This is a genomic window from Pleurocapsa sp. PCC 7319, from assembly GCF_000332195.1.
Lineage (GTDB): Bacteria > Cyanobacteriota > Cyanobacteriia > Cyanobacteriales > Xenococcaceae > Waterburya.
On record NZ_KB235922.1, the window covers coordinates 903,853 to 924,978 of the forward strand.

Sequence of the window (21,126 nt, forward strand, 5' to 3'; positions counted from 1 at the left end):
TGACACCAGATCTCTTTCGGCTTATTGTAATGAGATTTGAACAATAATTTCAGGAAACTTCGGGATTTATTAGGATTCTGAGCGTTAATTTACCTTTAAAAGCTAAAAGCTTTTTTGGGTAAAAGGTTAAAGGAAAAAAGGTTAAAGGGTGGAGTTACCTGACTACGTAGCCAATTAATCGCTCCTTTACCCCTTATATCAAGTACGGATAATTAATTGAAATAAACAGGCTTATTGCAGACCTGAAAAACTTATTACTTGTTACTTGTTACTTGACCTCATTCTTAATTTAAGTATTCAACCGAACTTAATATTACTCCTTACCCTATCGTCATAAAAGACTGGGCTTTTGACCCATGACCGAAAGGTAATAAGTCTTCCCTAGTTTTTCCCGATTTAAACGTAAGCTCACAGTATTCAAGTTAGAACATGATAAAGAGCGTCGGCGCGATCGCACTATCTAAGATCAACTACTTTAAGCCCTACAATTATTACATAGCAAGCAGATTATAAATTGGCTTGGGCTGCGTAGTTAATCACATAACATATGGCTTTTATCTGTAGACAATGATGCATCTAAATGTACAGTGAAACGTATGTTTACTTTAAATGTTTATTTCCAAGGGTTTTTGAAGTTATGAAATTTGAAGACCAATTGTTTCAGGAAGCAGGAGTTAATTGGGATCTAGAAAAACTATATCTAAAGCTAACCCAAGCCAAACAATTACATACGTTTAGTTCGGCGCAACTTACAGCGATTGAAAAAGCAATTCTTCGTGGCTTGCTATGTAATTATTCACCTAAAGATATAGCTAAACATCTTCATTGGGCATTAAACTCTTTGAGAGTTGAGCTAACTAGAGGATTGTACCGCTATGTCGAAACTTTAACCGCTCACGATCTTAATGCAATTAAAAGCTGGCGCAATATCGCCCAGTGGCTAGAAGCAGCAGGATATAAGATTCTTCAGCCAAGATGCGATTGGCAGGAAGCACCAGAAATTTCCAGTTTTTACGGTCGAGAAACAGAACTAGCACAGTTAGAAAAAAAGATTATACAGAATAAGTATCATGTTATAACCCTGCTGGGTATGGGAGGAATAGGTAAAACCACTCTGGGGATAAAGTTTGCGCAACAAAATCTGTACGAATTTAAGTATATTATCTGGCGCAACTTAGCTCATGCTCCAATGCTTGAGGATCTATTGCCAGGTATACTGGGATTTTTAAACTGCAACAATTTACCCACGGACATTAATGAGCAAATTTCTCTGCTGATAGAATACTTGCGCTCATCAAGATGTCTACTAATTTTTGATGGTTTAGAAGCACTCTTAGGTGTTAATCATCTGGCTGGCTTTTATCAAGAGAAATATAGTAACTATAGTCATTTTATTAAACGGATATCAGAAGAATCTCATCAAAGCTGTTTGTTGCTGACTAGTCAGGATGAACCGATGAATATGTATTTTGTTCGAGGAAATAAAGCTGACTCAATACAACTAGGCAGCTTAGGGGATGCAGCCAAGGAAATATTCAGAGAAAAAGGGTTATCAGACTCCAACTGTTGGCAAAAAATGATCGAGCGTTATGGTGGCAATCCTCTAGCCTTAAATCTAGTTTCAACAACCATAAAAGATCTATTTGACGGGAGTGTAGCTCTGTTTTTAGGGGCTAATACAGAATTGGAAGTTATCGTACCAACTCCTTTCCAAAAACTTTTGAAAGAGCAATTTAAGCGTTTATCCGACTTGGAAAAGCAGATTGTGAGTACTTTAGCAACAAATCGTCAACCAATGAATTTAAAACAAATACAAATGCACTTCGAGTCTCAAGTGAGTTTATCAAAATTGCTTCCTACTCTGACCTCTTTAAAAAAGCGATCGCTAATTGTGGTGTTGGCCGCAGAAAATCAAATTAGTTTTACTCTCCAACCAATGATCATGAAATATCTAATATTTACTCACAGAGCAGAAAAGAGCAGGGTAAATATATGATATTAAGACTACTAGTACTCTAACAAGTTTAAATTGAGGGGCAAATTTTCTGACTCTGAACTAATCTATAACCTATAACTCCGAACTTTTTTGGCATCCATCATTTCCAAATTGGCAGACTAGTATAGCAATACGAACTTACATTAGGACACTGATTACTGATTACTGATTACTGATTACTTACGGGTAATCAAATAAACTTGTCTCAATACAACTTTGTATGGCGATAAGTAGCTTCACTTAAAAAAACATCTAATAGAACATTGAAGAAATTAAAGATGATTCTCCCTAATCCCTAACCCCTAATACCTACCCCCGATCTTAACCATTCTATGTTTAATAAAGTGGATTTACTTAGTGCTAGGCATCGGACAAAATAAGCCAAAAATATTCATAAATGTCTTTAACTGTCAAAAATTTCAACTCTCGTATGGAGCAGGTTCAGTCACCATTGATTCCATATATTGGGGAATTAATTCGCCATAATCCAGGGACAATATCTTTAGGACAAGGGGTTGTATCTTATCCACCACCAGAACAGGCGATCGCATCTCTGCAATCATTTCTCGCGCAACCAGACAATCATTTATATAAAGCCGTCACAGGAATTGAACCTTTAGTAGAGGTAATTAAAACTAAGCTAATTACGGACAACCAGATTGAGGTTAATCAGCAAAACTGTATTGTGGTCACTGCTGGGAGCAATATGGGTTTTATGAATGCGATCCTGGCGATTACTCAAGCAGGAGATGAAATTATTCTCAATACTCCTTATTACTTCAATCATGAGATGGCGATTACAATGGCTAATTGCCACCCAGTCTTAGTTCACACCGACAATCAATATCAGTTAGATTTGCAGGCGATCGCTCAAGCAATTACACCCAGAACTAGAGCGATTGTAACTATTTCACCCAATAATCCCACGGGGGCTGTGTATCCTGAGACGAGCTTAAAAGCAGTTAACGATCTCTGTCGCGATCGCGGTATCTATCATATTAGCGACGAAGCCTATGAGTATTTTACCTATGATGGCATCCAGCATACCTCTCCTGGTTCTTTTCCCAAGAGCCAAGCTCATACCATTTCTCTATTTAGCCTCTCTAAAGCCTATGGTTTTGCTAGCTGGCGGATTGGCTATATGGTTATTCCTCAACATCTACTAATGCCGATCAAAAAAATACAAGATACTAATTTAATTTGTCCTCCTGTGATTTGTCAGTATGCTGCGCTGGGTGCATTACAAGTAGGAGCTAGCTATTGTAAAAAATATCTTCAAGAAATTGCCAAAGTACGTGCTTTAGTTTTGGCAAAATTACGATCACTTGCTGAAATCTGTACTATTGTCCCTGGTTCGGGGGCATTTTATTTCTTTTTAAAAGTCCATACTCATCTCAACGATCTAGAATTAGTTACGCAACTAGTGGAAAAGTATCAGGTAGCAGTAATTCCTGGTAGTACTTTTGGTATGGAAAATGACTGTTACCTCCGAGTTGCTTATGGTAGCTTGCAGTTATCTGATGCTGAGATAGGAATGCAAAGACTAATTGACAGTCTGAAAAATATTTGTAAATAACATCTGACTTCCTCGGCAGTTTATGATATAAGTATCAAGTTTAAAGGAAATAGATGACTCAAATTAAGTTAATGCACGCTAAGCTTCATCGCGTAAGAGTTACAGAAGCTAATGTTAATTATGTAGGTAGTATTACTATCGATCAAGACTTAATGGATAAAGTCGGTATTCTTCCTTTAGAAGAGGTGGATGTTATTAACCTCAACAACGGCAAACGTTGGTCTACCTATGCGATCGCCGGAGAAGCAGGAGCTGGAGGAATCTGTCCCAATGGTGGTGCAGCCTTACTATGCCAACCAGGAGATATTTTGATCATTATTGCCTATGAAATTCGCGATCGCGCTGAGGTGATGCATCAAGGACACCAAGCAAAAGTAGTTGTCGCTGATGAACACAACTACTGCATCGAATTTATTGAACAAAAACTAATTCCTCAAGGAGATCGTTTGGGATTTCAAACTTCATCCTATTAATTTAGAGATCTAATTTTAGAGATCTAATTTGGTATATTAACCGGCAATGGAATCGGAGGAATAGTTAGCACTGGACGATTGGGAGCAGGTTGAGGTGGAACCGTGGTTCTGGGTTGAGTTGTTGCACCAGGAGGTACTGTATTAACTGTGCCTGGTCTGGGAGGAACTGCTTGGGGAGGAATTGGCGCTCCAGATTGAGTGATTCTGGCAGGAGGAAAAACAGGGAAAGACTGTGGTCTAGGAGGCAGAGCCTGAGAACCACTGGGCAAACATCCCGATATACAAAGATTGATCGTATTGCCATTCAAATTTCCTGCACCAACATTATATTTAGGGCTTGGAGGTGGCAATGGTCGTTGAGGAATAACCACTGGAGGTGCTTGCTGGGGTGTTTGTTGAGGACCAGACTTCCTGGTTAAGTTATTGAAAATACTTAAAGCTCCCGCAGCCAACTCAAACAATTGCGCTGAAGCTGGCGGAGCATAAGTAAGACTACTAACGGCAACAGCTGAGGCAACTGCCAGTTTTATTGATATACCTTTTTTTATACTGTTCATTTAAGTAACCTCTTAAATTACCTTATAGATTGACAAATAATGATTTAACTCGTTATCCAGTGAATATGTTTTAATTTATAAATTGATGCAGTAAATTACTGTCGCTTTTGAGTAAGGATAAACCAAAGTGACGAGATATAGAAGATTTAATTAGATTCTCTTAAGCAGTCAGCACCAACAGATCGAATTTGCAAAAGCTTGAACTGAAATAACAGATCATTCAACTACGATACACCATTCATGTAACTCATAGTTAACACAATTATTGAGGATTAAAGGATCTTGGGCGACAATTTGACGAGCTTGTTCGAGGGAATCTGCCTCAAAAATCAACATTCCTCCACCCAATTCTTTCCAGTAACCGCTTCGAGCTTTATGTCCCTGAGTTATTAGTTGACGAACATAATCTTTATGAGCAGGAACATACTGATCAAAAGTATTCTTGGATACTATTCCTGTTTCAATTTTGACAAAAATGGGCATAGTTAATATGAAGATTAGATATTTCGGTGGCAGTTATTTAATTTTGGAAATATAATTCGGAAATCTCTTTAAGCTATCAATAAGAGTCTTCTCGTATTAATTAGTCTGATCATAATGCTTATTCAGAAATTTGCGACTAGGAGCAAGGTATCAACTGTAAATATTTCTGTTGTTGGCGGCTCTAATTCTGTCATTCGTCAAGGTTATGTTAAATCTTTAAACAATTATTTGGGCAAAATAACCACTAAGCCTACTATATTAAAATATTACTCTTTGGGTGGTGTACCTAGTATTTTCGGCACGATTCAACATGAGAGATATAACATAGCAGCTAACAGTGATATTATTTTTTTTGAATACTGTGTAAATGATAGGCACGCTATTGAAGTTAATCAATACTCATTAGAACTAGCTGGAAAGTCTTTAGAAGGGTTTATTAAAAAAGCTCAAAAATCTAATCCCAATTGTATAATTGTGATTCTGATTTTTGGTATAAATCTAGAGTGTTTTTATAATAATCATTGTTATCTTTCCGAACTTTATGAGTTAATTGGTAAGCGATATAATTTACCTGTTCTAAATCTAACTAAACTACTAGCTGAATATCAAGAAATTGACTATGTAAAATCTTTATATGATACTAAAGATCATGCTCATTATAGTCGACCTCATGGAGTAAAAGTTGTTTCTCAAAAAATTGTCAATCAACTACATAATCTAGGAGTAATTGATAGTTTAAAATCTACCATCATAAGTACAAGAGAAAAGTTCAAAATAGCAGATACTTCAGAAATATATCCAGACAATTTTAAAAATCTAGCTTTTTTGGAAAACTTTGAAACTGGCAAGTTTTTCTCCAGTCAACCAAGAATATCTGTCTACCAAAATACAGTATTTAGAGAGAAAAATTTCACGATCTACCAGGGAATGTCCTTAGACTTTCTGCTCAAGGGAAGATTGATGGCAATTTTTATTAAATCAGATTTCAATGATGGTTTTTTCTCTATAGATTTTAATTCCCAACGGATTGTTACTAGTTCCTATTCTTCCTGGGTGCATAAGATCAAGCCACAAAATGTGATTAACTTAGTTACATTACCTTTACGTAAGTTTTCTGAATCACAAGACTTTTCTCCAGTATCCATTGCTCTTTGTCCGGAATATCCCACTGAATTTGATTTAGGATTCAATAAGACAATTCCCAGTAAAAAAGATCCTCGTAAATGGAAGCTCAGCATCATTGGCGTTGCTTATACAGGAGAAATAAAAAGTATATATTAGGCTTTTATATTAAGCTATAAAATCTTAACTGTCTTAGCTGCTATTGTTGCTTTAGATCTGGCTTCTTGAGTGTTATTTCCTTTAGCTAAAGCTACTCCCATACGACGATAGGGACGAGAATTTGGTTTGCCAAAAAGTTTAATATCTGTATCTGGCACTTTTAAGGCTTCTGCTACATTAGCAAAGCTAATTTGCTTTGAATGTCCCTCGGCTAAAATGACTGCGCTGGCAGCAGCAGAAAATAGTTCAATTTTGGGAATTGGTAAACTGAGAATTGCCCGCAGATGTAATTCAAACTCATTCAAGTTCTGAGATATTAAAGTTACCATCCCTGTATCATGGGGACGAGGTGAAAGCTCAGAAAAAATCACTTCATCTGGGGTAATAAAAAACTCGACTCCGAAAATACCTGCACCCCCTAAAGCATCAGTCACTTTAGTGGCGATCGCCTCAGCCTGTTGAGTTTGAGTGGGAGATATGCCTGCGGGTTGCCACGATTCTTGATAGTCACCTCTTTCTTGGCGATGACCAATGGGAGGACAAAAGATAGTCGGTCCATCCCATTGCTTAACTGTCATCAAAGTAATTTCTATTTCAAAATCAATAAATTCTTCGACAATAATTTTTTGCGTATCGCCCCTCGCACCAGCGATCGCATATTCCCAAGCTGCTGCCACTTCTTCGGGTGACTTGACCACTGATTGTCCTTTGCCCGAAGAAGACATAACGGGTTTGATGACATTGGGAAAACCAATCGTTGCTGTTGCCTGAGTTAATTCTTCTAAACTGGTGGCGTAGGCATATTTAGCGGTACGAACACCTAATTTTTGGGCTGCCAATTCCCGAATGCGATCGCGATTCATGGTGTAGTTAGTCGCTGCAGCGGTAGGAATAACCGTGATTCCCCGTTGTTCAAATTCACTCAGTTTTTCCGTACGAATCGCCTCAATTTCAGGCACAATAAAATCTGGTTGGTATTTTTTCACGATCTCTTCTAACTGCTCTCCGTCGAGCATGGAAATCACTTCGGAGGCATCGGCTACCTGCATAGCTGGTGCACCAGCATAACGATCTACGGCTACTACAAAATTCCCCAGACGTTGCGCAGCGATTACAAATTCTTTACCTAGTTCTCCTGAACCAAGTAGCATGATTTTTTGGGGTAATTGCAGATTTTTCATTACGTAAAACTATTCTATTATTTTGCTTATTGATAATACTCTACGTCTGGTGTGAATTAAACTCGTCATTTCAAGTACGAATCAGCTAGCAAAGCAGATATTTTGACTAAACTTTAGTTACGAAGGGGCTTGGGGAAGCCGTCACTTCCCCAACTGGGGGTCTGGGGGAAAGTTCCCCCAGAGATAAATCTAGTTTTGAAGAATAAATTAACAACAAGATATAGCAATCCTAAATGATTTGTAAAAATCTCTCCTGCCTCCTGCCCCCTGCCTCCTGCCTTTCCTCACCAGGGGCGTTCATGACTCAAATAGGAATGCTATAGTTCAGAACTAGACATTATTAATCCACATCAAGCGTACTCTATCTACCTGCTTGGGAGCTTTAATTTGCTGGAAGAGAGCGATCGCTCGTTTAAAATAATCTTGGCTGGCATCCATCTGATGATTAGTTTTCAGGGTAATACCCCACTGAAAATAAGCTTCGGCAAGGTCACATTTGGCACCGATATTTTCTAATAATTCCGTTGCTTGTTGATGATACCCATTAGCTAAGTCGAAATTTTTTCCCTGACGTTCAATAGCAGCTAAACCAGTTAGAGATTTAGCCTTGATCTGAGTGTAATGACTTGATTGAGAAAAAGCGATCGCCCGCTGCCACATAATTTTTGCCGATGCAGTATCTTGATGATTAAACAATATTTGCCCCAAGAGTTGTATAAAGTAAGCAAAACGTCCTGTGTTATAACTAGAATCTTCTAAATCCACAATTAATCGATATAGCTGGGAAACTATACTGGCAGGCGATTGAACCGATTCTAGATCAGAATTTACCAAGGCTAATCCTAAAGCTGCTTTTTCTGACCAGGCATGGTGTTTAGTATGATAAGCTAGCTCAATTACTTGTTGAAATAGATGAGCTGCTGTGGCTAGTTCCCAGAGATCGATATGGTATAAACCTTGACTAAGTAGAGAGTCTACTTCTAGCATTCTCCAATAGTACAAATCATGCCTGTTTTCGGGAATTGGCGGGATTAATTGCAGACATCTCTGACTAGTAACAATAGTTGCTTGCTGACAAGCGATCGCTTGATGAACTTTACCTATAGTCCAATATAAATCCCCCAGAATATTATTGAGTTCACTACGATGGCGATCGTGCTTAACTTTCTCAATAATCTGATTAATTCCAGTCATGAGAGGTTGAATGATACCTAAACGATATAAAGTTGTTCCTAGAGTCAAAAACTGCCCCCATTGATTATCTCGGCTCTGAAGAATTACTTGGGCTGCGGCAGCATAGTCTTTGATTGCTAGGTAATGATAGTAGGCTTCAAAAGCAGTTAAACCATCTTGAATATTATAGATTCTGCTAATACTTGAGGTTAAATAAGTAGCAATCTGACGATGAGCTTGTTGCCATTCGGATGGTAATAACTGTAATCTTGCTCCGGCCTCTGCTTTCACCACTGGGTGTATCCAATATTTACCTTGGCTATATTCCAGCAAGGAACGATTGCGTAAGGATTTAATTACTCGTCTTTGCTTTTTACGATCCACATCCCATAAGAGGCATAACAATCCTGGCTGAGTAACTTGAGGTACATCTTGATAGCGATAACAACCCAAACGACACAACAATAAATATGCTTGGGAATCTAGCTGCTGAAGACGATTAAATTGGCTAGCAACTAAGTTTTTAAGGTCTGTTTCGACTAGTGGATCGTGACGATTTTCTAGCCAATATTGCTCAATATCTCCACCATAATCTTCTCGAATAATGCCACATAGAAGACCCATAGCCTTAGGATTGCCACCATAAGTCTGATGAATTTGGGCGATCAGCTCTGCTGGTGCGCTCCGCGCAATCGCTTTGTTTTCTATCTGAATTTGATGGGCGACAAAAAACTGTTGCCAAGCAGCAAGATCTAGCCCCGATAGACGATAATGTTCTAAATTAATCTCCGCTTCGCACAGGCGATCGCGACTAGTAATTATGGTTAGTGACTTTACTTGGCTATCAGCTAAGATTCGTAATAGTTCAAGATAATCACGATGCGCAGAAATCAATCTACCGTTCAGATCTAGTGCCGGTTCTAAATTATCAATTAAAATACCTACTCGATGTTGTTCTAAATATCTTTTCAACCTAGCGAGGGTGACACCGAATTCTTTTCCTGACTCCTGATGTAAATCTCGCTGCAACCATTCTTCACTCACACTGGCAGCGGAAACAATATTTACGGTCTCTTTCGCCATCAAGACTTCTAACACCACCTCAAAACCCTGATCTGCCAAAAATCTTTGGGCTAAAGTAGTTTTGCCAATTCCGCCCTCTCCTTGGATGACAATAATCTTGTTACCCTGACTAATTAAATTTTTGATAGTTGCGATCGCTGTTTGTCTGCCAAGAAAGCCTGCAACTTTAGGAATATCTAAATCACTGAAGACAGAATCAATATTTTGAATAACATTACTCTCTCCACTAACTTGTGACTGTAATTGTTCTTCAATTAAACTGCGAAAATTACCTTTGGATACCTTTTTGCCCCAAGCTTCTGATAATAATTGCCATAGCAATGAACCAGTATCTTTGGCATGTCCTTCAGTACAGCCATATTCATCAGCAATTTCTAAATAGGTTTTGCGTTGACAAACTCTGATAATAATTATCTGTTGTAAGTCACTGAGGTGTTTTTGAGTTTGTTGATAAACCAACCTATTCACTAAGGCTATTGCTGCTTCAACATTCATAACTCCAGCTATTCCAGATTTTAGATTCTGGAATACAACCTAATTCGTAGTAAGATTACAATAATCTTAGCCTTAAAAGTCCCTCAACAATGTGACTTGAGTTATGTCAATCAACCAGACTATGACCAACCTAAGTCGATGCTAATAGCGTAGCCAATTCATGTTCAACCTTTTTATTCTCTTTAAGATGGAAAGTCATGAAATATGAAAAAAAATCCTTATTTTGGCAAAGCTGCTGATAAATAGCAACAGATAACTTGGTCAGATCTTCTAAATCTACACCATGAATTATCTCCTCGACAATTCCTGAGTTAAGGTGAGCTGAGAAATCATCAATTATTTTTTCTGTACCATCAATTAGTTCGAGGATTTCGACTGATGTCGAACTCGGGTAAAACACAGGTGAATATTCATTCTCATCTTGTTTGAGAACGTCTTGAATCATGGGTTGCTTAATGTAATTTAATATTTCCAGGGCATCAATATTGAGATTCTGACTTTGCTGAGGAATCAGGGAAAATATGGTGTCATTGAGTAAATTGTCTTGATAGATTTTTTTGACTCTACCGAGATTAGTATGGTGAAAAAAGACGATTGGCAAGGAAAAATTTTGGTCTATTTTTTTGAATAAATAAGACAAAGACAACCCTGTACCAGCTAAATCTACAACGGCAGAATTTTTCTCCTGGTTCAGAAGATGCAAGAGATAACTCAAATAATCATCGCTACATTTAACCCGTGCCAAACGACTGGTGAAGAAATATTCGCAATCGACGGGAGATTCACAATTTCTGGTAATCTGACGAAATATCTTATGTAAATGATAACAATCACGACTGGAAAACCAATATCGTCGGATATTATTTTGCTTGGCTATTTGCAGGAGAAAAGCTGAGAAAGCCACCAAAATAACCAGATTACCTTGTATAAAACAATTATAAAAATTCTGCTGTCCAGGATTTTCAAAATGATTGGCTAAACGAGTTTTTCTGATAACTCTTGCCAGACTCTTGGCTCCAATTTTGATGAGGGCTTTTTCTACAGATGATGGTTGAGCTGACTGATATAATTCGGCTCTGATTCCAGATCTTAGTGCCATATGCACGTCTGAATGACGATTATCTCCAAGGTGTTGGGCAATCTTGGTGTCATTAATGATTTTGTCCCAAGCTCTACCACTATGCTTTCCTTTGGCGGATACAATTAGGTCAACCTGTTTTTTCAAACCTGCCTGGTGCAACATCTGGCGGAGGACACTTTCTGGAAGATACATGTCAGATACCAGCAGATCCCCATCTTTTACCTTGTCTAAATTCTCTTTAATTCCAATAACGTTTTGAATTTCTGTTTCAACTTCTGCCTCTTTGAGATCTTCGATGTCGCACCTATCTAAATTTAAATCTTGAGCTAATCTCTGATAAATATCTTCTAAATTATAATTCTCAGTATTTTTTAAGAGATAATGCTCCGCCTTCTTGCGATAAGAGGCAAAATTCTGGAAGTTAGTTTTCTTTTCGACCTGAAGGAATATTTCGTCTGGATCGATGCAAAAACGGGCGATCAACGTATCGAAAATATCAAAAGAATTGATATTTCCTTGGGAGGGAAGAGCGTTGTTCCAATTTATCTCAGCCTCAGTGCAGTTAGGATTAATTTCTAAGGCTTTCTGATAGTAGGCGATCGCCTTCTCTAAATTACCTTGTTGTTGCAGAGCGTAACCCAAGTTATTGTAGATTGCTGCCTCTTGAGGACGAATTGCTAAGGCTCGCTGGTAAGCTGACACAGCCTCGGACCAATGCTCTTGAGCTTGACGTAAATTGCCCAAACTAAACCAAGTCTTGAACGACTCTGGCTGGATGCGGAGGACGGCTTGGAACATCTTTTCTGCCTCAGACTCTTTTCCTCTCTGCCGCTCTAGCACACCTAACCCATACAAGACCTCTACTCGTTCAGGCTGAGTTTCGAGAATCTGACGATAAACTTGCTCGGCTTGGTCTAAGCGATTTGCTCGATGATGTTGAGAAGCAAGCTGGAGAGCTTCAGAAAGAGTTGTCATGTTATTAATGTCCTTCCTATTGAATTAAGTCAGGCTAATAATTCAGGCTAAATCAGCACGTAATTTCACAACGCGAGCTGGAACTCCTACGGCGATCGCTCCATCAGGAATATCCTCAGTCACGACAGCCCCTGCACCAACAACAGCTCCCTTGCCAATTCGTACTCCATTTAACACGATTACCCCACATCCTATCCAAGCTCCGTCGTCCACGATGATATCTCCCTTAGTCTTTAAAGGTTGTAAGTGCATCAGTTTTCCTGGTACCATGCCGTGATCGAAGGGATAGAAAGCGCAATTGGTAGCAATATGAACATTACAGCCGATCTTAATCGAAGCCTTATAGGCGGAAAATTGACAGCGAGGATGAATATGGGTGTCAGCACCAATTTTCACGGTACCGTTCTTTCCAGTTTGTATATAAGTATAGCCATATAGATAGACGCGATCGCCTAGCTCTACTTGACCACCATGGCGATCTTGAAAAATAGTCACCCTCTCGTCAATGAAAACATTAGCACCGAATTGCAAATTTCGATGGCAGATCTGGGCACTAGGAGCGATATAGCCTTGTGGATGGTAATAAGCTAAGTGACAGCGACCCCAGTAAGGTCGAGCAAACCACGTCGCCAGCCACGTAGCTACTCGTCCCAGGTAACTAAGTCCAGCAAAACGCATCCAAAAGAACTTCCAAGCCTCAGAGAAGACACCCCAAAAACCAGACTTGTGCCAAATATTGCTCAACCGCTGCCAAATACCTATGGAGTTCATCTTGTGGAGAGCGCTGACCCAATTAGAATAAGCTTGAGCGTAGTCAGGTTTGAGCTTTAAGGCTTCTTGATAGTAATGTACTGCTTCTTCTAACTTGCCCTGTTCTTGAAGTATTTTGCCTAAACTGTTATGAGCCTCAACATAATCTGGTTTGAGACTTAGGGATTGCTGGTAGGACTCTACAGCTTGCTCTAATTTGCCTTGTTCTTGGAGAGCAATCCCCAAGTTGTAATGAGCTTCTGCTAAGTTGGGCTGCAAAGAAATTGCCTGCCGATAGTAAGCTATAGCAGTATTTAAATTCCCGGTTTTTTTCTGGGTCTGACCTAGGTTGTAGTTAGCCTCGGCGTAATGGGTTTGTTTTTCTGGAGCGAGCTTTCCTTGGGCGTAAAGAGCGTTTGCCAAATTTACCTCTGCCTCAATTAAATTGGGCTGAATTTCTAAAGCTTTCTGATAGCAGGCGATCGCCTCATCTAATTGATCTTGTTGCTTCAGAGCATAGCCCAGGTTATTGTAAATAGCTGCCTCCTGAGGACGAATTGCTAAGGCTTGTTGGTAAGCTGATACCGCTTCAGACCACTGCCCTTGAGCTTGACGCAAATTACCCAAGCTGAACCAAGTCTTGAAAGACTTGGGCTGGATGCCAAGGACGGTTTGGAAAATCTTCAGAGCGTCAGAATGCTTACCTCGCTGCTGTGCCAGTAAGCCTAAGCCATATAAGGCATCTGGTTGGTTGGGTTGGGCTTCCAGAATCTTACTGTAAATTTGCTCAGCTTGAGCTAGGCGATTGGCTTGATGATATTTAACTGCAAGTTGGAGGGGATGAGAATTTGCTGTCATCTTCAATCTTTACTTTAAAGTTGCCACAAAGCTATCAGCCAAGCAAAATGTCACAGAAAAAGCATTAACTGATCAACAGATCGTTACTATAATTTCCATCTGCAAAGACGTAATTATCAAATCCATTGGTTTGCATGGTGGTGTCACCGAGCTTAAAAACAGTAAAATTATGTTCAGTATATATACTAAAGTCGCTTTTGCTGTAAGCACCAAGGCTGAGGGTATCGAAACCTGCACCACCATACACTGTACTGTCACCAAAACCTTGAACGTAGTCTGCTCCGTGACCCATATTGATGGTGACGCCACCTCCAAAACTAGAGGCTTCTACCCGATCATCTCCTGCTCCAGTCAGGATATCGCCACCAAAAATTCCGTAAGATTCGCTGCCTGTAGCGAAACCTGTGATTAAATCTTTTCCGTCTCCAGTACGAATCTCACCGCCAATATTTTTGATCGCGATCGCTTTGCCAGAAGCTTCTGCGGTAGCCTCTATTCTATCCTCATCCTCATCGTCTATTTTTCCCATGAGAATCAAACCGTTACTATTGTCAATGGCGATCGCTTCGTCAGAAGCTTCAGCTAAAGCATTGACGATCGCCCCGGCTAAAGCTTGATTTTCCTCGGGGGCGCTGGCTACAGTGGAAGCGCTAGCTTCTGACAAGGTCGCCGAACTAGAAGTGGCGGTAGCACCAATAGTATCTCCACCTTCGCCGGTAATAATTGTGCCTTGTTGATTATTAATACCTCGGGCGATGATCTCTGCCTGGGCTATACTGACAGCTATGACATCTACAAAAGCTGTGAGACCGTCAGAAACGGGTGCTTGAGAGATCTCTTCGATAATGGCTGTGACATCTACTGTAGCTGTAGCAACTGCGGCAATTGAACCATCGAGATCGCCATCAACGGTGTCACTGTCATCACCCGTGGCAATTCTGCCAGAGTTGTTAATGCCGTTAGCAATAGCCTTAATGTCAACGGCATTAACAATATTGGAGATCGCACTGGTATCTAAGGTATTCGCATAAACTATCGCTTCTGACATAGTCTCGGCAACGGCAGAAACTTTTGCTGTTGCAGTACCTGCTAAGACATCGCTCCCTCCATTGGTCAGAATACTTCCTTGATTCCGAATCCCATCGACATGGAGAGTGACTTGTGAACTAAGATCGACAGAGGCAGTCGGGTTGGAGTTTTGACCTGGAATCTCGACGAAAACTCCTAAAACGAAATCACCATTTATTTCGTCATTACCAATGATTTTATCGTCACCTTCTAATGTTTGAACACCAGAAAAACGGGGATTGAAGATTGTTTTACCAGGATTGATTACATCAGAATCATTGGTAAACTCTACTCTATTTAAGCCAATAAACTCGCTAATCATAACAAATTATCTTCCTTCAATTTTCAAATATTTTTATTACTTTGCAGATAAACTGCTTCTGCCTCCTTTAGCTTGTGCTGACTTTCGTAAATCTCTCCCAAACTTTTGTAAGCTAGAGCGTGATTGGGATTAAGTTCTAAGGCTTTTTGCAAGTAAACCTCGGCAGTTTCGAGATCTCCTGCTTTTATCCGGCTAAGTCCCAATTTGTGGTTTAATTCTGCATAATGAGCTTGTTTTTCTGGGGAGAGCTTACCTTGGGCATGGAGTGCATTACCTAAGTTGACATCAGCTTCAACGCAGTTGTGCTGTACCTTTAATGCCTTTTGATAGCAGGTTATAGCCTCTTCCCACTTACTTTGTTCCTGAAGGGTATAGCCAAGATTATTGTAAATTGAAGCTGCATCTGGTCGCAGAATCAGGGCTCGTTTATAAGCAGCCTGAGCTGCCGCGAAATTTCCCTGAAGTTGACGCAGATTACCCAAAGTAAACCATACTTTGACTGAGTCTGGTTGCACTTGTGCGGCTGTACTTAAGAATTTCTCAGCCTCTGAGAAATTACCTTGCTGCTGTGTCAGCATTCCTAACCCATACAAAGCCTCGGAATGGTTTGGCTGGATTGACAAAACCTGCTGGTAACTTTGTTTAGCTTGATCTAGACGATTGGCTCGATGTTCTTGGATTGCCAGCCGTAAGGTTTCGGCAACGTTAGTGATTGCCGGGGTTCTTTCTCTACCAACTGCTTGTAGTAAAAACTCCTCTAAGGCTTGAATTGGCTCTAGGTCGCCATATAATTTATGCTTGTTTTGGGCAATTAGCTGGGAAAGGTATTGACGATATGGAGCATCTCTTCCCAGACGAATAGCTAGTTGTACGTAATCTTCTTTACTAGATGCGATCGTCTCTTCAATCCCCATCATTTTCAGGATAGCCATGGCATGCCGTCCTCGCATCAATTCCCCTGGATAGGTGACAATTGGTACATTGAATGCAGTCGATTCCATCGTTGTGTTATTTCCCGACCAACCAATGTTATCTAGAAAGACATCCGCTATGGCTGTAATTCCCGCAAATTTACTGCTATTTAAGCGAGGTAAAAATATGCAGTAATCTTGATAATTAAGTCCGAATTGGTCAAAAGCACGGCTTAAGCGCTGGCGAAAGACTTGCGTTACATCCTCATTTTGATGTTGAATGAAGACAAATTTGCATTTATCTAAATCTCGAGCAATTCTGGGAAAAACATCATCATGTTGCGGTAAATATTTGTACAAGGATTGGCAACTCCAGAACATAATTTCGTCTTCTGCAATGCCAATATCATTTTTACTAGTTGGTTGCGGTTCAATTGCTAAAGGTGTGTAATGAATTGCCAGATTCGGTAATCTTACTAACTTCTCTGTATAATGTTCCTGAGCATTTTCTGGTTCCATTAAGTCACTGCTCAAGTGATAATCAATGGTTGGTAGTCCACTCGTTTCTGGGTGTCCTCCAAAGGCAATTTGAACGGGAGCCAGTTTGAGGCATCCCAACCGCACTGTTGCAGTATCCATCCCGAATTCAGGAAAAATTAGGATGTGTAACTTGTCTTTCTGAATGATATCAGCCCATTTTTTCAGTGTTTGGGGACCTTGAATAAATTTGTCGAATACTTTTGCTATTCTGGAAGTCTCTCGATCCCTTTGGAAGTCAGTGTGATATCCAAACAATTCAAACTCACTGCGATTCAGGTTTTCTACCCAACCCTTCATGGGGATTTTCCAAACAGAATGCTCGTAAAAATATCTGGAAACAAAACCGATGCGAATCTTTTCGTTCGCTTGTAAATCTGGTAGGGGAATGTTTTGACTCCATTGAGGATAGCAATTCGACATGATCTGAACCAGCATTTCCCCGTAAGTTTTCTGTAGCCCTCGGTCATTTAAGCCTTGATAAGCCAGATAAAAAGGCTGCAATGAACCTACCGCATCCGACGCGTTTTTTAATTCTTGGATCTTAGCTAGCTTGTAATATGCTGATAAATCTTGTAGATGTTGTTGATAATTATTGCGCCTAATATTTATTTCGGCAAAATTTTTATAAATAATAGGCAACTGAGCCATACAAATACCGAATTTAGCCTCAACTAAGTCTGGTGCGATTTCTAAGGCTTTTTGATAGGACTCTATAGCAGCTTCTAATTTAAGTTGTTTAGCCAGTACATTTGCCAAATTGTAGTAGGTATCAACTAAGTCTGGTGTTATTTCTGAGGCTTGTTGGTAAGATTCTACAGCAGCTTCTAAGTTACCCAGTGTATGAAAGGAATTTCCTAAACTGTTGTGAGCTGCGCTAGCTATTAAGCGATTTGGAGCTAGGGTTAAAACTTTTTGATAAGCTTCGATTGTTGCATCTAATCTATTTTGCTTTTGAAATATCTCTGCTAAAGAGACTTGAGCGTTAATATTATCGGGCTGAATTTGTAATACTTGTTTGTAGAGAGATTCAGCTGCATACAATTTACCTAACTTACATTCCTCAAAAGCCTCGTTGAGCAGAAATTGTACCTCTAATGCAATACCATTATCACTTTGGGATTGATTGACTCTAGATTCTTTGCCCAATCTACACAAAAGAAAATCTTCCAGCGCTCTAACTGGTTTTAAGTCACGATATAACTTGTATTTATTCTCAGCGACTTGTTGGGATATTTGCCGGCGATATTCTGCATCTCGCCCCAGACGGACAGCAATTTGCAGATAATCTTCTTTCGTCGCAGCAATAGTTTCTTCAATGCCCATCATTTTCAGGATTGCCAGGGAATGTCTACCTCGCATCAATTCCCCTGGAAGAGTGACTACAGGAACATTATGAGCGATCGCTTCCAGGGTGGAATTGCATCCCGACCAACCGATGCTATCGAGGAAAACATCGGCGATGGCTGCTGTGCTAGCAAATGTCTTGCTGTCCATACGGGATAAAAATAGACAGTAGTCTTGGTAATTTAGACCGAATTCCTGAAAAATATCGCTCAATCTTTGGCGAAAGACTTCCGTTATAGATTCACTTTCATTTTGGATAAAGACAAATTTGCATTGATCTAGATCCTGAGCAATTCTGGGAAAGACATCATCATGTTGCGGTAAATATTTGAATAACGATTGACAACACCAGAACATAATTTCGTCCTCTGCAATGCCAATGTCTTGTTTGCCAATAGCCGCAATTTCAATCTCTAGAGGCTGGTAATAAATAGATAAATTAGGTAATCTAACTAGCTTCTCTGTATAGTGTTCTTGAGCATTTTCTGGCTCCATTAAGTCGCTGCTCAAATAATAGTCTATTGTGGACAAGCCACTTGTTTGAGGATGTCCCCAAGAGGTGATTTGAATCGGAGCAAGTCTTAAACAACCTAGTTTAACCGTCATCGGATCCATGCCAAATTCCGGAAAAATTAGGATATGTAAATTATCTTGGCGAATTAATTGACACCATTCTTCGAGGGAGTGTGGACCTTGAGTAAATCGGTCAAACTCTTGCGCAGCCGTTGAGGTATTTCGATCTCGATTAAAGTGTGTATGATAAGCAAATAGTTCAAATTCACTCCGATCCAGATTTTCGATCCACCCTTTAATGGGGATTTTCCAATTAGAATGATTGCAGAAAAATCGGGAAACAAAACCAAGCCGAATTTTTTCATTGACTTGTAAATTGGGAATAGTCAGAGGCTGGCTCCATTGGGGATAGCTACTAGACATAATCTGAACCATCATTTCCCCATAGGTTTGTTGTAAATCTCGATCATTTAAGCCTTGATAAGCTAGAAAAAAAGGCTGTAATGCTCCGACAGATTTCACTGCTTTTTTTAGTTGTTGAGGATTGGCTGATTTATAGTTGTTAGCTAATTCCTGAAGATGTTGCTGATAACTATTTCGCCTAATGTTTATTTCAGCAGCACTTGAATAGATGATTGGTAATTGATTGATCGCAATTCCTAATTTGGCTGGAGGAAAATCAGGATTGATGGTTAAAGCTTGCTGATAGCATTCGATGGCTGCTTCTAGTTTGCCTTGGTTGAAGAAAATATTTCCTAAGTTAAAGTAAGTGTTAGGGTCAGGTTCAATTTCTAGAGCTTGCTGATAGCATTTGATGGCTGCCTCTAGCTTTTTCAATTGCTTGAGAGCATTGCCAGATTGGTGAAGAGCCTCAGCATGGTTAGGTTTGATTTTTAAAACTTGCTGGTAGAATTTTAAAGCGGTGTCTGGCTTACCCCGTTGGAGATAGATATTGCCAGATTGGTGAAGAGACTGGGCATAGTTTGGTTTAAGCCTTAAGGCTTGTTGATATGATTCTAAGGCTGCTTCTAGTTTGCCTTGGTTGAAGAAAATATTGCCCAAATTGTGATGAGCCTGGGCATAGTCTGGTTTAAGCCTTAAGGCTTGCTGGTAGGATGCGATCGCTGCTTCTAACTTACCCTGTTGTTTTAATACATTACCTAAGTTGTGATGAGCTTCAGCAAGTTGGGGATTGAGCTTTAGAGCTTGCTGATAAGATGCGCTCGCTGCTTCTAACTTACCTTGCTTATCAAGTACATTACCTAAGTTGTAAAAGGCTTCAGCATAGTCAGGTTTTAATTTTAAAGCTTGTTGATAATACTCTTCGGCGGACTCTAACTTACCCTGTTGCTCAAATATATTGCCCAAATTGCTAATTACTATTGGCAGATATTGGCTACGAAATGAATCTTGCTCGCTTACAGATTGGGCTAGAACTTGTAATACCTGTTTATATAACAACTCAGCTTCATCCAATTGACCTAGCTGATGTTTTTGCACCGCGATCTCGATCAAGGATTTAAGATTAGATTCTGAAAATTCTTTTTGATTCATGGCTATCTCTTTTTGAGTACAGCCTATCTTTAATAGTTGTACTTCTCGTTTACAAGCTTTCTAAGGGGAAGTTCCTGTCAAATTCCTATTTCTGTTCCCCCCTAAAAGGTTGGTTTTTTAGTCAGTTTCTTACACTGTAAGATCTACTCCAACTATGATTGCCACTCGATCGCCACCATCAAAAATAATTGTGTCTACTGGGCTAAAAGCGGCGGCGGTCGATAGAGAAAAATTACCTACTGGACTTAGTTGGAGCTGATCCACTCCAGCCTCAAAACCCAAAATAAGTGCAAAATCTTCATCGCCAGCACTGGTATAAAAAGAACCATTGTCATTTCCCAGCACAAATAAATCGGAGCTACCATCGGGCACAGGATTACCTGCATCATCAAGTAAACCACCAATTAAGATATCTTGTTGAGGGGACCCCTCGGTTTGATTACCACCAGCCCCTGTAAGGCTGTCAAGACCGTTGCCACCAAGCAGAACGTCATTATCGGGACCTCCAGTTAATTGGTCATCACCATCCCCCCCATCGAGTTGGTCATCACCTAAACCCCCATCCAGAAGGTCATTGTCTGCCCCTCCAGCGAGGAAATCATCACCTAACTTCCCAAAGATATTGTCTTCTCCGCCATTTCCCTCCAGAATGTCGTCACCATTTCCGCCATCGATGAGGTCATCGCCATCACCTCCGTTGAGGACATCATCGCCAAACCGCCCAAAAAGTCGGTCATCTTCACCAAGACCATCTAGAAAACTATCACTGAACGTCGAACCAAAGAGAACATCCCCTTCATCAGTTCCAGTTTGAAAATCGCTGCCGATAGCTCCTATTCTCGCTTGGACATCAGCTATTTTGGCGTTAATTTCGTCTAAGATTTCTTGTGTAGTAGCCATCTTAATTAATTT

Annotated in this window: 13 protein-coding genes; 4 read left to right on the forward strand and 9 right to left on the reverse strand. The window is 39.9% G+C overall.

What is annotated here, in order from left to right; translation table 11 throughout:
• Nucleotides 1-637 precede the first annotated feature (637 nt).
• The 3 genes from PLEUR7319_RS0108265 (at nucleotide 638) to panD (ending at nucleotide 4,045) form a co-directional block, all read left to right on the forward strand.
• Complete coding sequence (locus PLEUR7319_RS0108265; RefSeq protein ID WP_019504748.1) at nucleotides 638-1,996, forward strand: NB-ARC domain-containing protein; 1,359 nt, start codon at nucleotides 638-640, stop codon at nucleotides 1,994-1,996.
• 397 nt (nucleotides 1,997-2,393) lie between these two features.
• On the forward strand, nucleotides 2,394-3,572 hold the full coding sequence (locus PLEUR7319_RS0108270; RefSeq protein ID WP_019504749.1) for a pyridoxal phosphate-dependent aminotransferase: 1,179 nt from the start codon (nucleotides 2,394-2,396) through the stop codon (nucleotides 3,570-3,572).
• Nucleotides 3,573-3,625: 53 nt separating this feature from the next.
• The gene (panD, locus tag PLEUR7319_RS0108275) at nucleotides 3,626-4,045 is read left to right on the forward strand and encodes an aspartate 1-decarboxylase (protein WP_019504750.1); all 420 of its coding nucleotides are present in this window, start codon (nucleotides 3,626-3,628) and stop codon (nucleotides 4,043-4,045) included.
• 23 nt (nucleotides 4,046-4,068) lie between these two features.
• Here panD and PLEUR7319_RS0108280 read toward each other — a convergent pair whose 3' ends face one another.
• Nucleotides 4,069-4,602, reverse strand: coding sequence for a hypothetical protein (locus PLEUR7319_RS0108280; RefSeq protein ID WP_019504751.1), 534 nt, complete (start codon nucleotides 4,600-4,602; stop codon nucleotides 4,069-4,071).
• Between the two features lie 216 nt (nucleotides 4,603-4,818).
• Nucleotides 4,819-5,085, reverse strand: a complete 267-nt coding sequence (locus tag PLEUR7319_RS0108285; protein ID WP_019504752.1) for a YciI family protein — start codon at nucleotides 5,083-5,085, stop codon at nucleotides 4,819-4,821.
• 114 nt (nucleotides 5,086-5,199) lie between these two features.
• Between PLEUR7319_RS0108285 and PLEUR7319_RS0108290 the strand changes: the two genes are divergently transcribed.
• Nucleotides 5,200-6,366 carry an SGNH/GDSL hydrolase family protein gene (locus PLEUR7319_RS0108290; RefSeq protein WP_019504753.1) on the forward strand — a complete coding sequence of 389 codons (1,167 nt, stop codon included), beginning with the start codon at nucleotides 5,200-5,202 and terminating at the stop codon, nucleotides 6,364-6,366.
• A gap of 14 nt (nucleotides 6,367-6,380) precedes the next feature.
• Here the strand turns inward: PLEUR7319_RS0108290 and purT are convergent, their stop codons facing one another.
• The 7 genes from purT to PLEUR7319_RS34605 form a co-directional block, all read right to left on the reverse strand.
• On the reverse strand, nucleotides 6,381-7,547 hold the full coding sequence (purT, locus tag PLEUR7319_RS0108295) for a formate-dependent phosphoribosylglycinamide formyltransferase (RefSeq protein ID WP_019504754.1): 1,167 nt from the start codon (nucleotides 7,545-7,547) through the stop codon (nucleotides 6,381-6,383).
• Between the two features lie 330 nt (nucleotides 7,548-7,877).
• A complete protein-coding gene (locus PLEUR7319_RS0108300) occupies nucleotides 7,878-10,298 on the reverse strand; it encodes an NB-ARC domain-containing protein (RefSeq protein ID WP_019504755.1) in 2,421 nt (806 codons plus the stop codon).
• Nucleotides 10,299-10,428: 130 nt separating this feature from the next.
• The gene (locus tag PLEUR7319_RS0108305; protein ID WP_019504756.1) at nucleotides 10,429-12,354 is read right to left on the reverse strand and encodes a tetratricopeptide repeat protein; all 1,926 of its coding nucleotides are present in this window, start codon (nucleotides 12,352-12,354) and stop codon (nucleotides 10,429-10,431) included.
• Between the two features lie 42 nt (nucleotides 12,355-12,396).
• The gene (locus tag PLEUR7319_RS43280; RefSeq protein WP_019504757.1) at nucleotides 12,397-13,962 is read right to left on the reverse strand and encodes a tetratricopeptide repeat protein; all 1,566 of its coding nucleotides are present in this window, start codon (nucleotides 13,960-13,962) and stop codon (nucleotides 12,397-12,399) included.
• Nucleotides 13,963-14,026: 64 nt separating this feature from the next.
• The gene (locus tag PLEUR7319_RS0108315; RefSeq protein WP_019504758.1) at nucleotides 14,027-15,352 is read right to left on the reverse strand and encodes a hypothetical protein; all 1,326 of its coding nucleotides are present in this window, start codon (nucleotides 15,350-15,352) and stop codon (nucleotides 14,027-14,029) included.
• Between the two features lie 23 nt (nucleotides 15,353-15,375).
• Entirely contained in the window at nucleotides 15,376-20,214 is a 4,839-nt protein-coding gene (locus PLEUR7319_RS37920) for a tetratricopeptide repeat protein (protein WP_019504759.1), read from the reverse strand.
• A 129-nt stretch (nucleotides 20,215-20,343) separates the two neighbouring features.
• Nucleotides 20,344-21,114: a calcium-binding protein gene (locus PLEUR7319_RS34605; RefSeq protein WP_019504760.1), complete on the reverse strand. Its 771-nt coding sequence runs from the start codon at nucleotides 21,112-21,114 to the stop codon at nucleotides 20,344-20,346.
• Nucleotides 21,115-21,126: the final 12 nt, after the last annotated feature.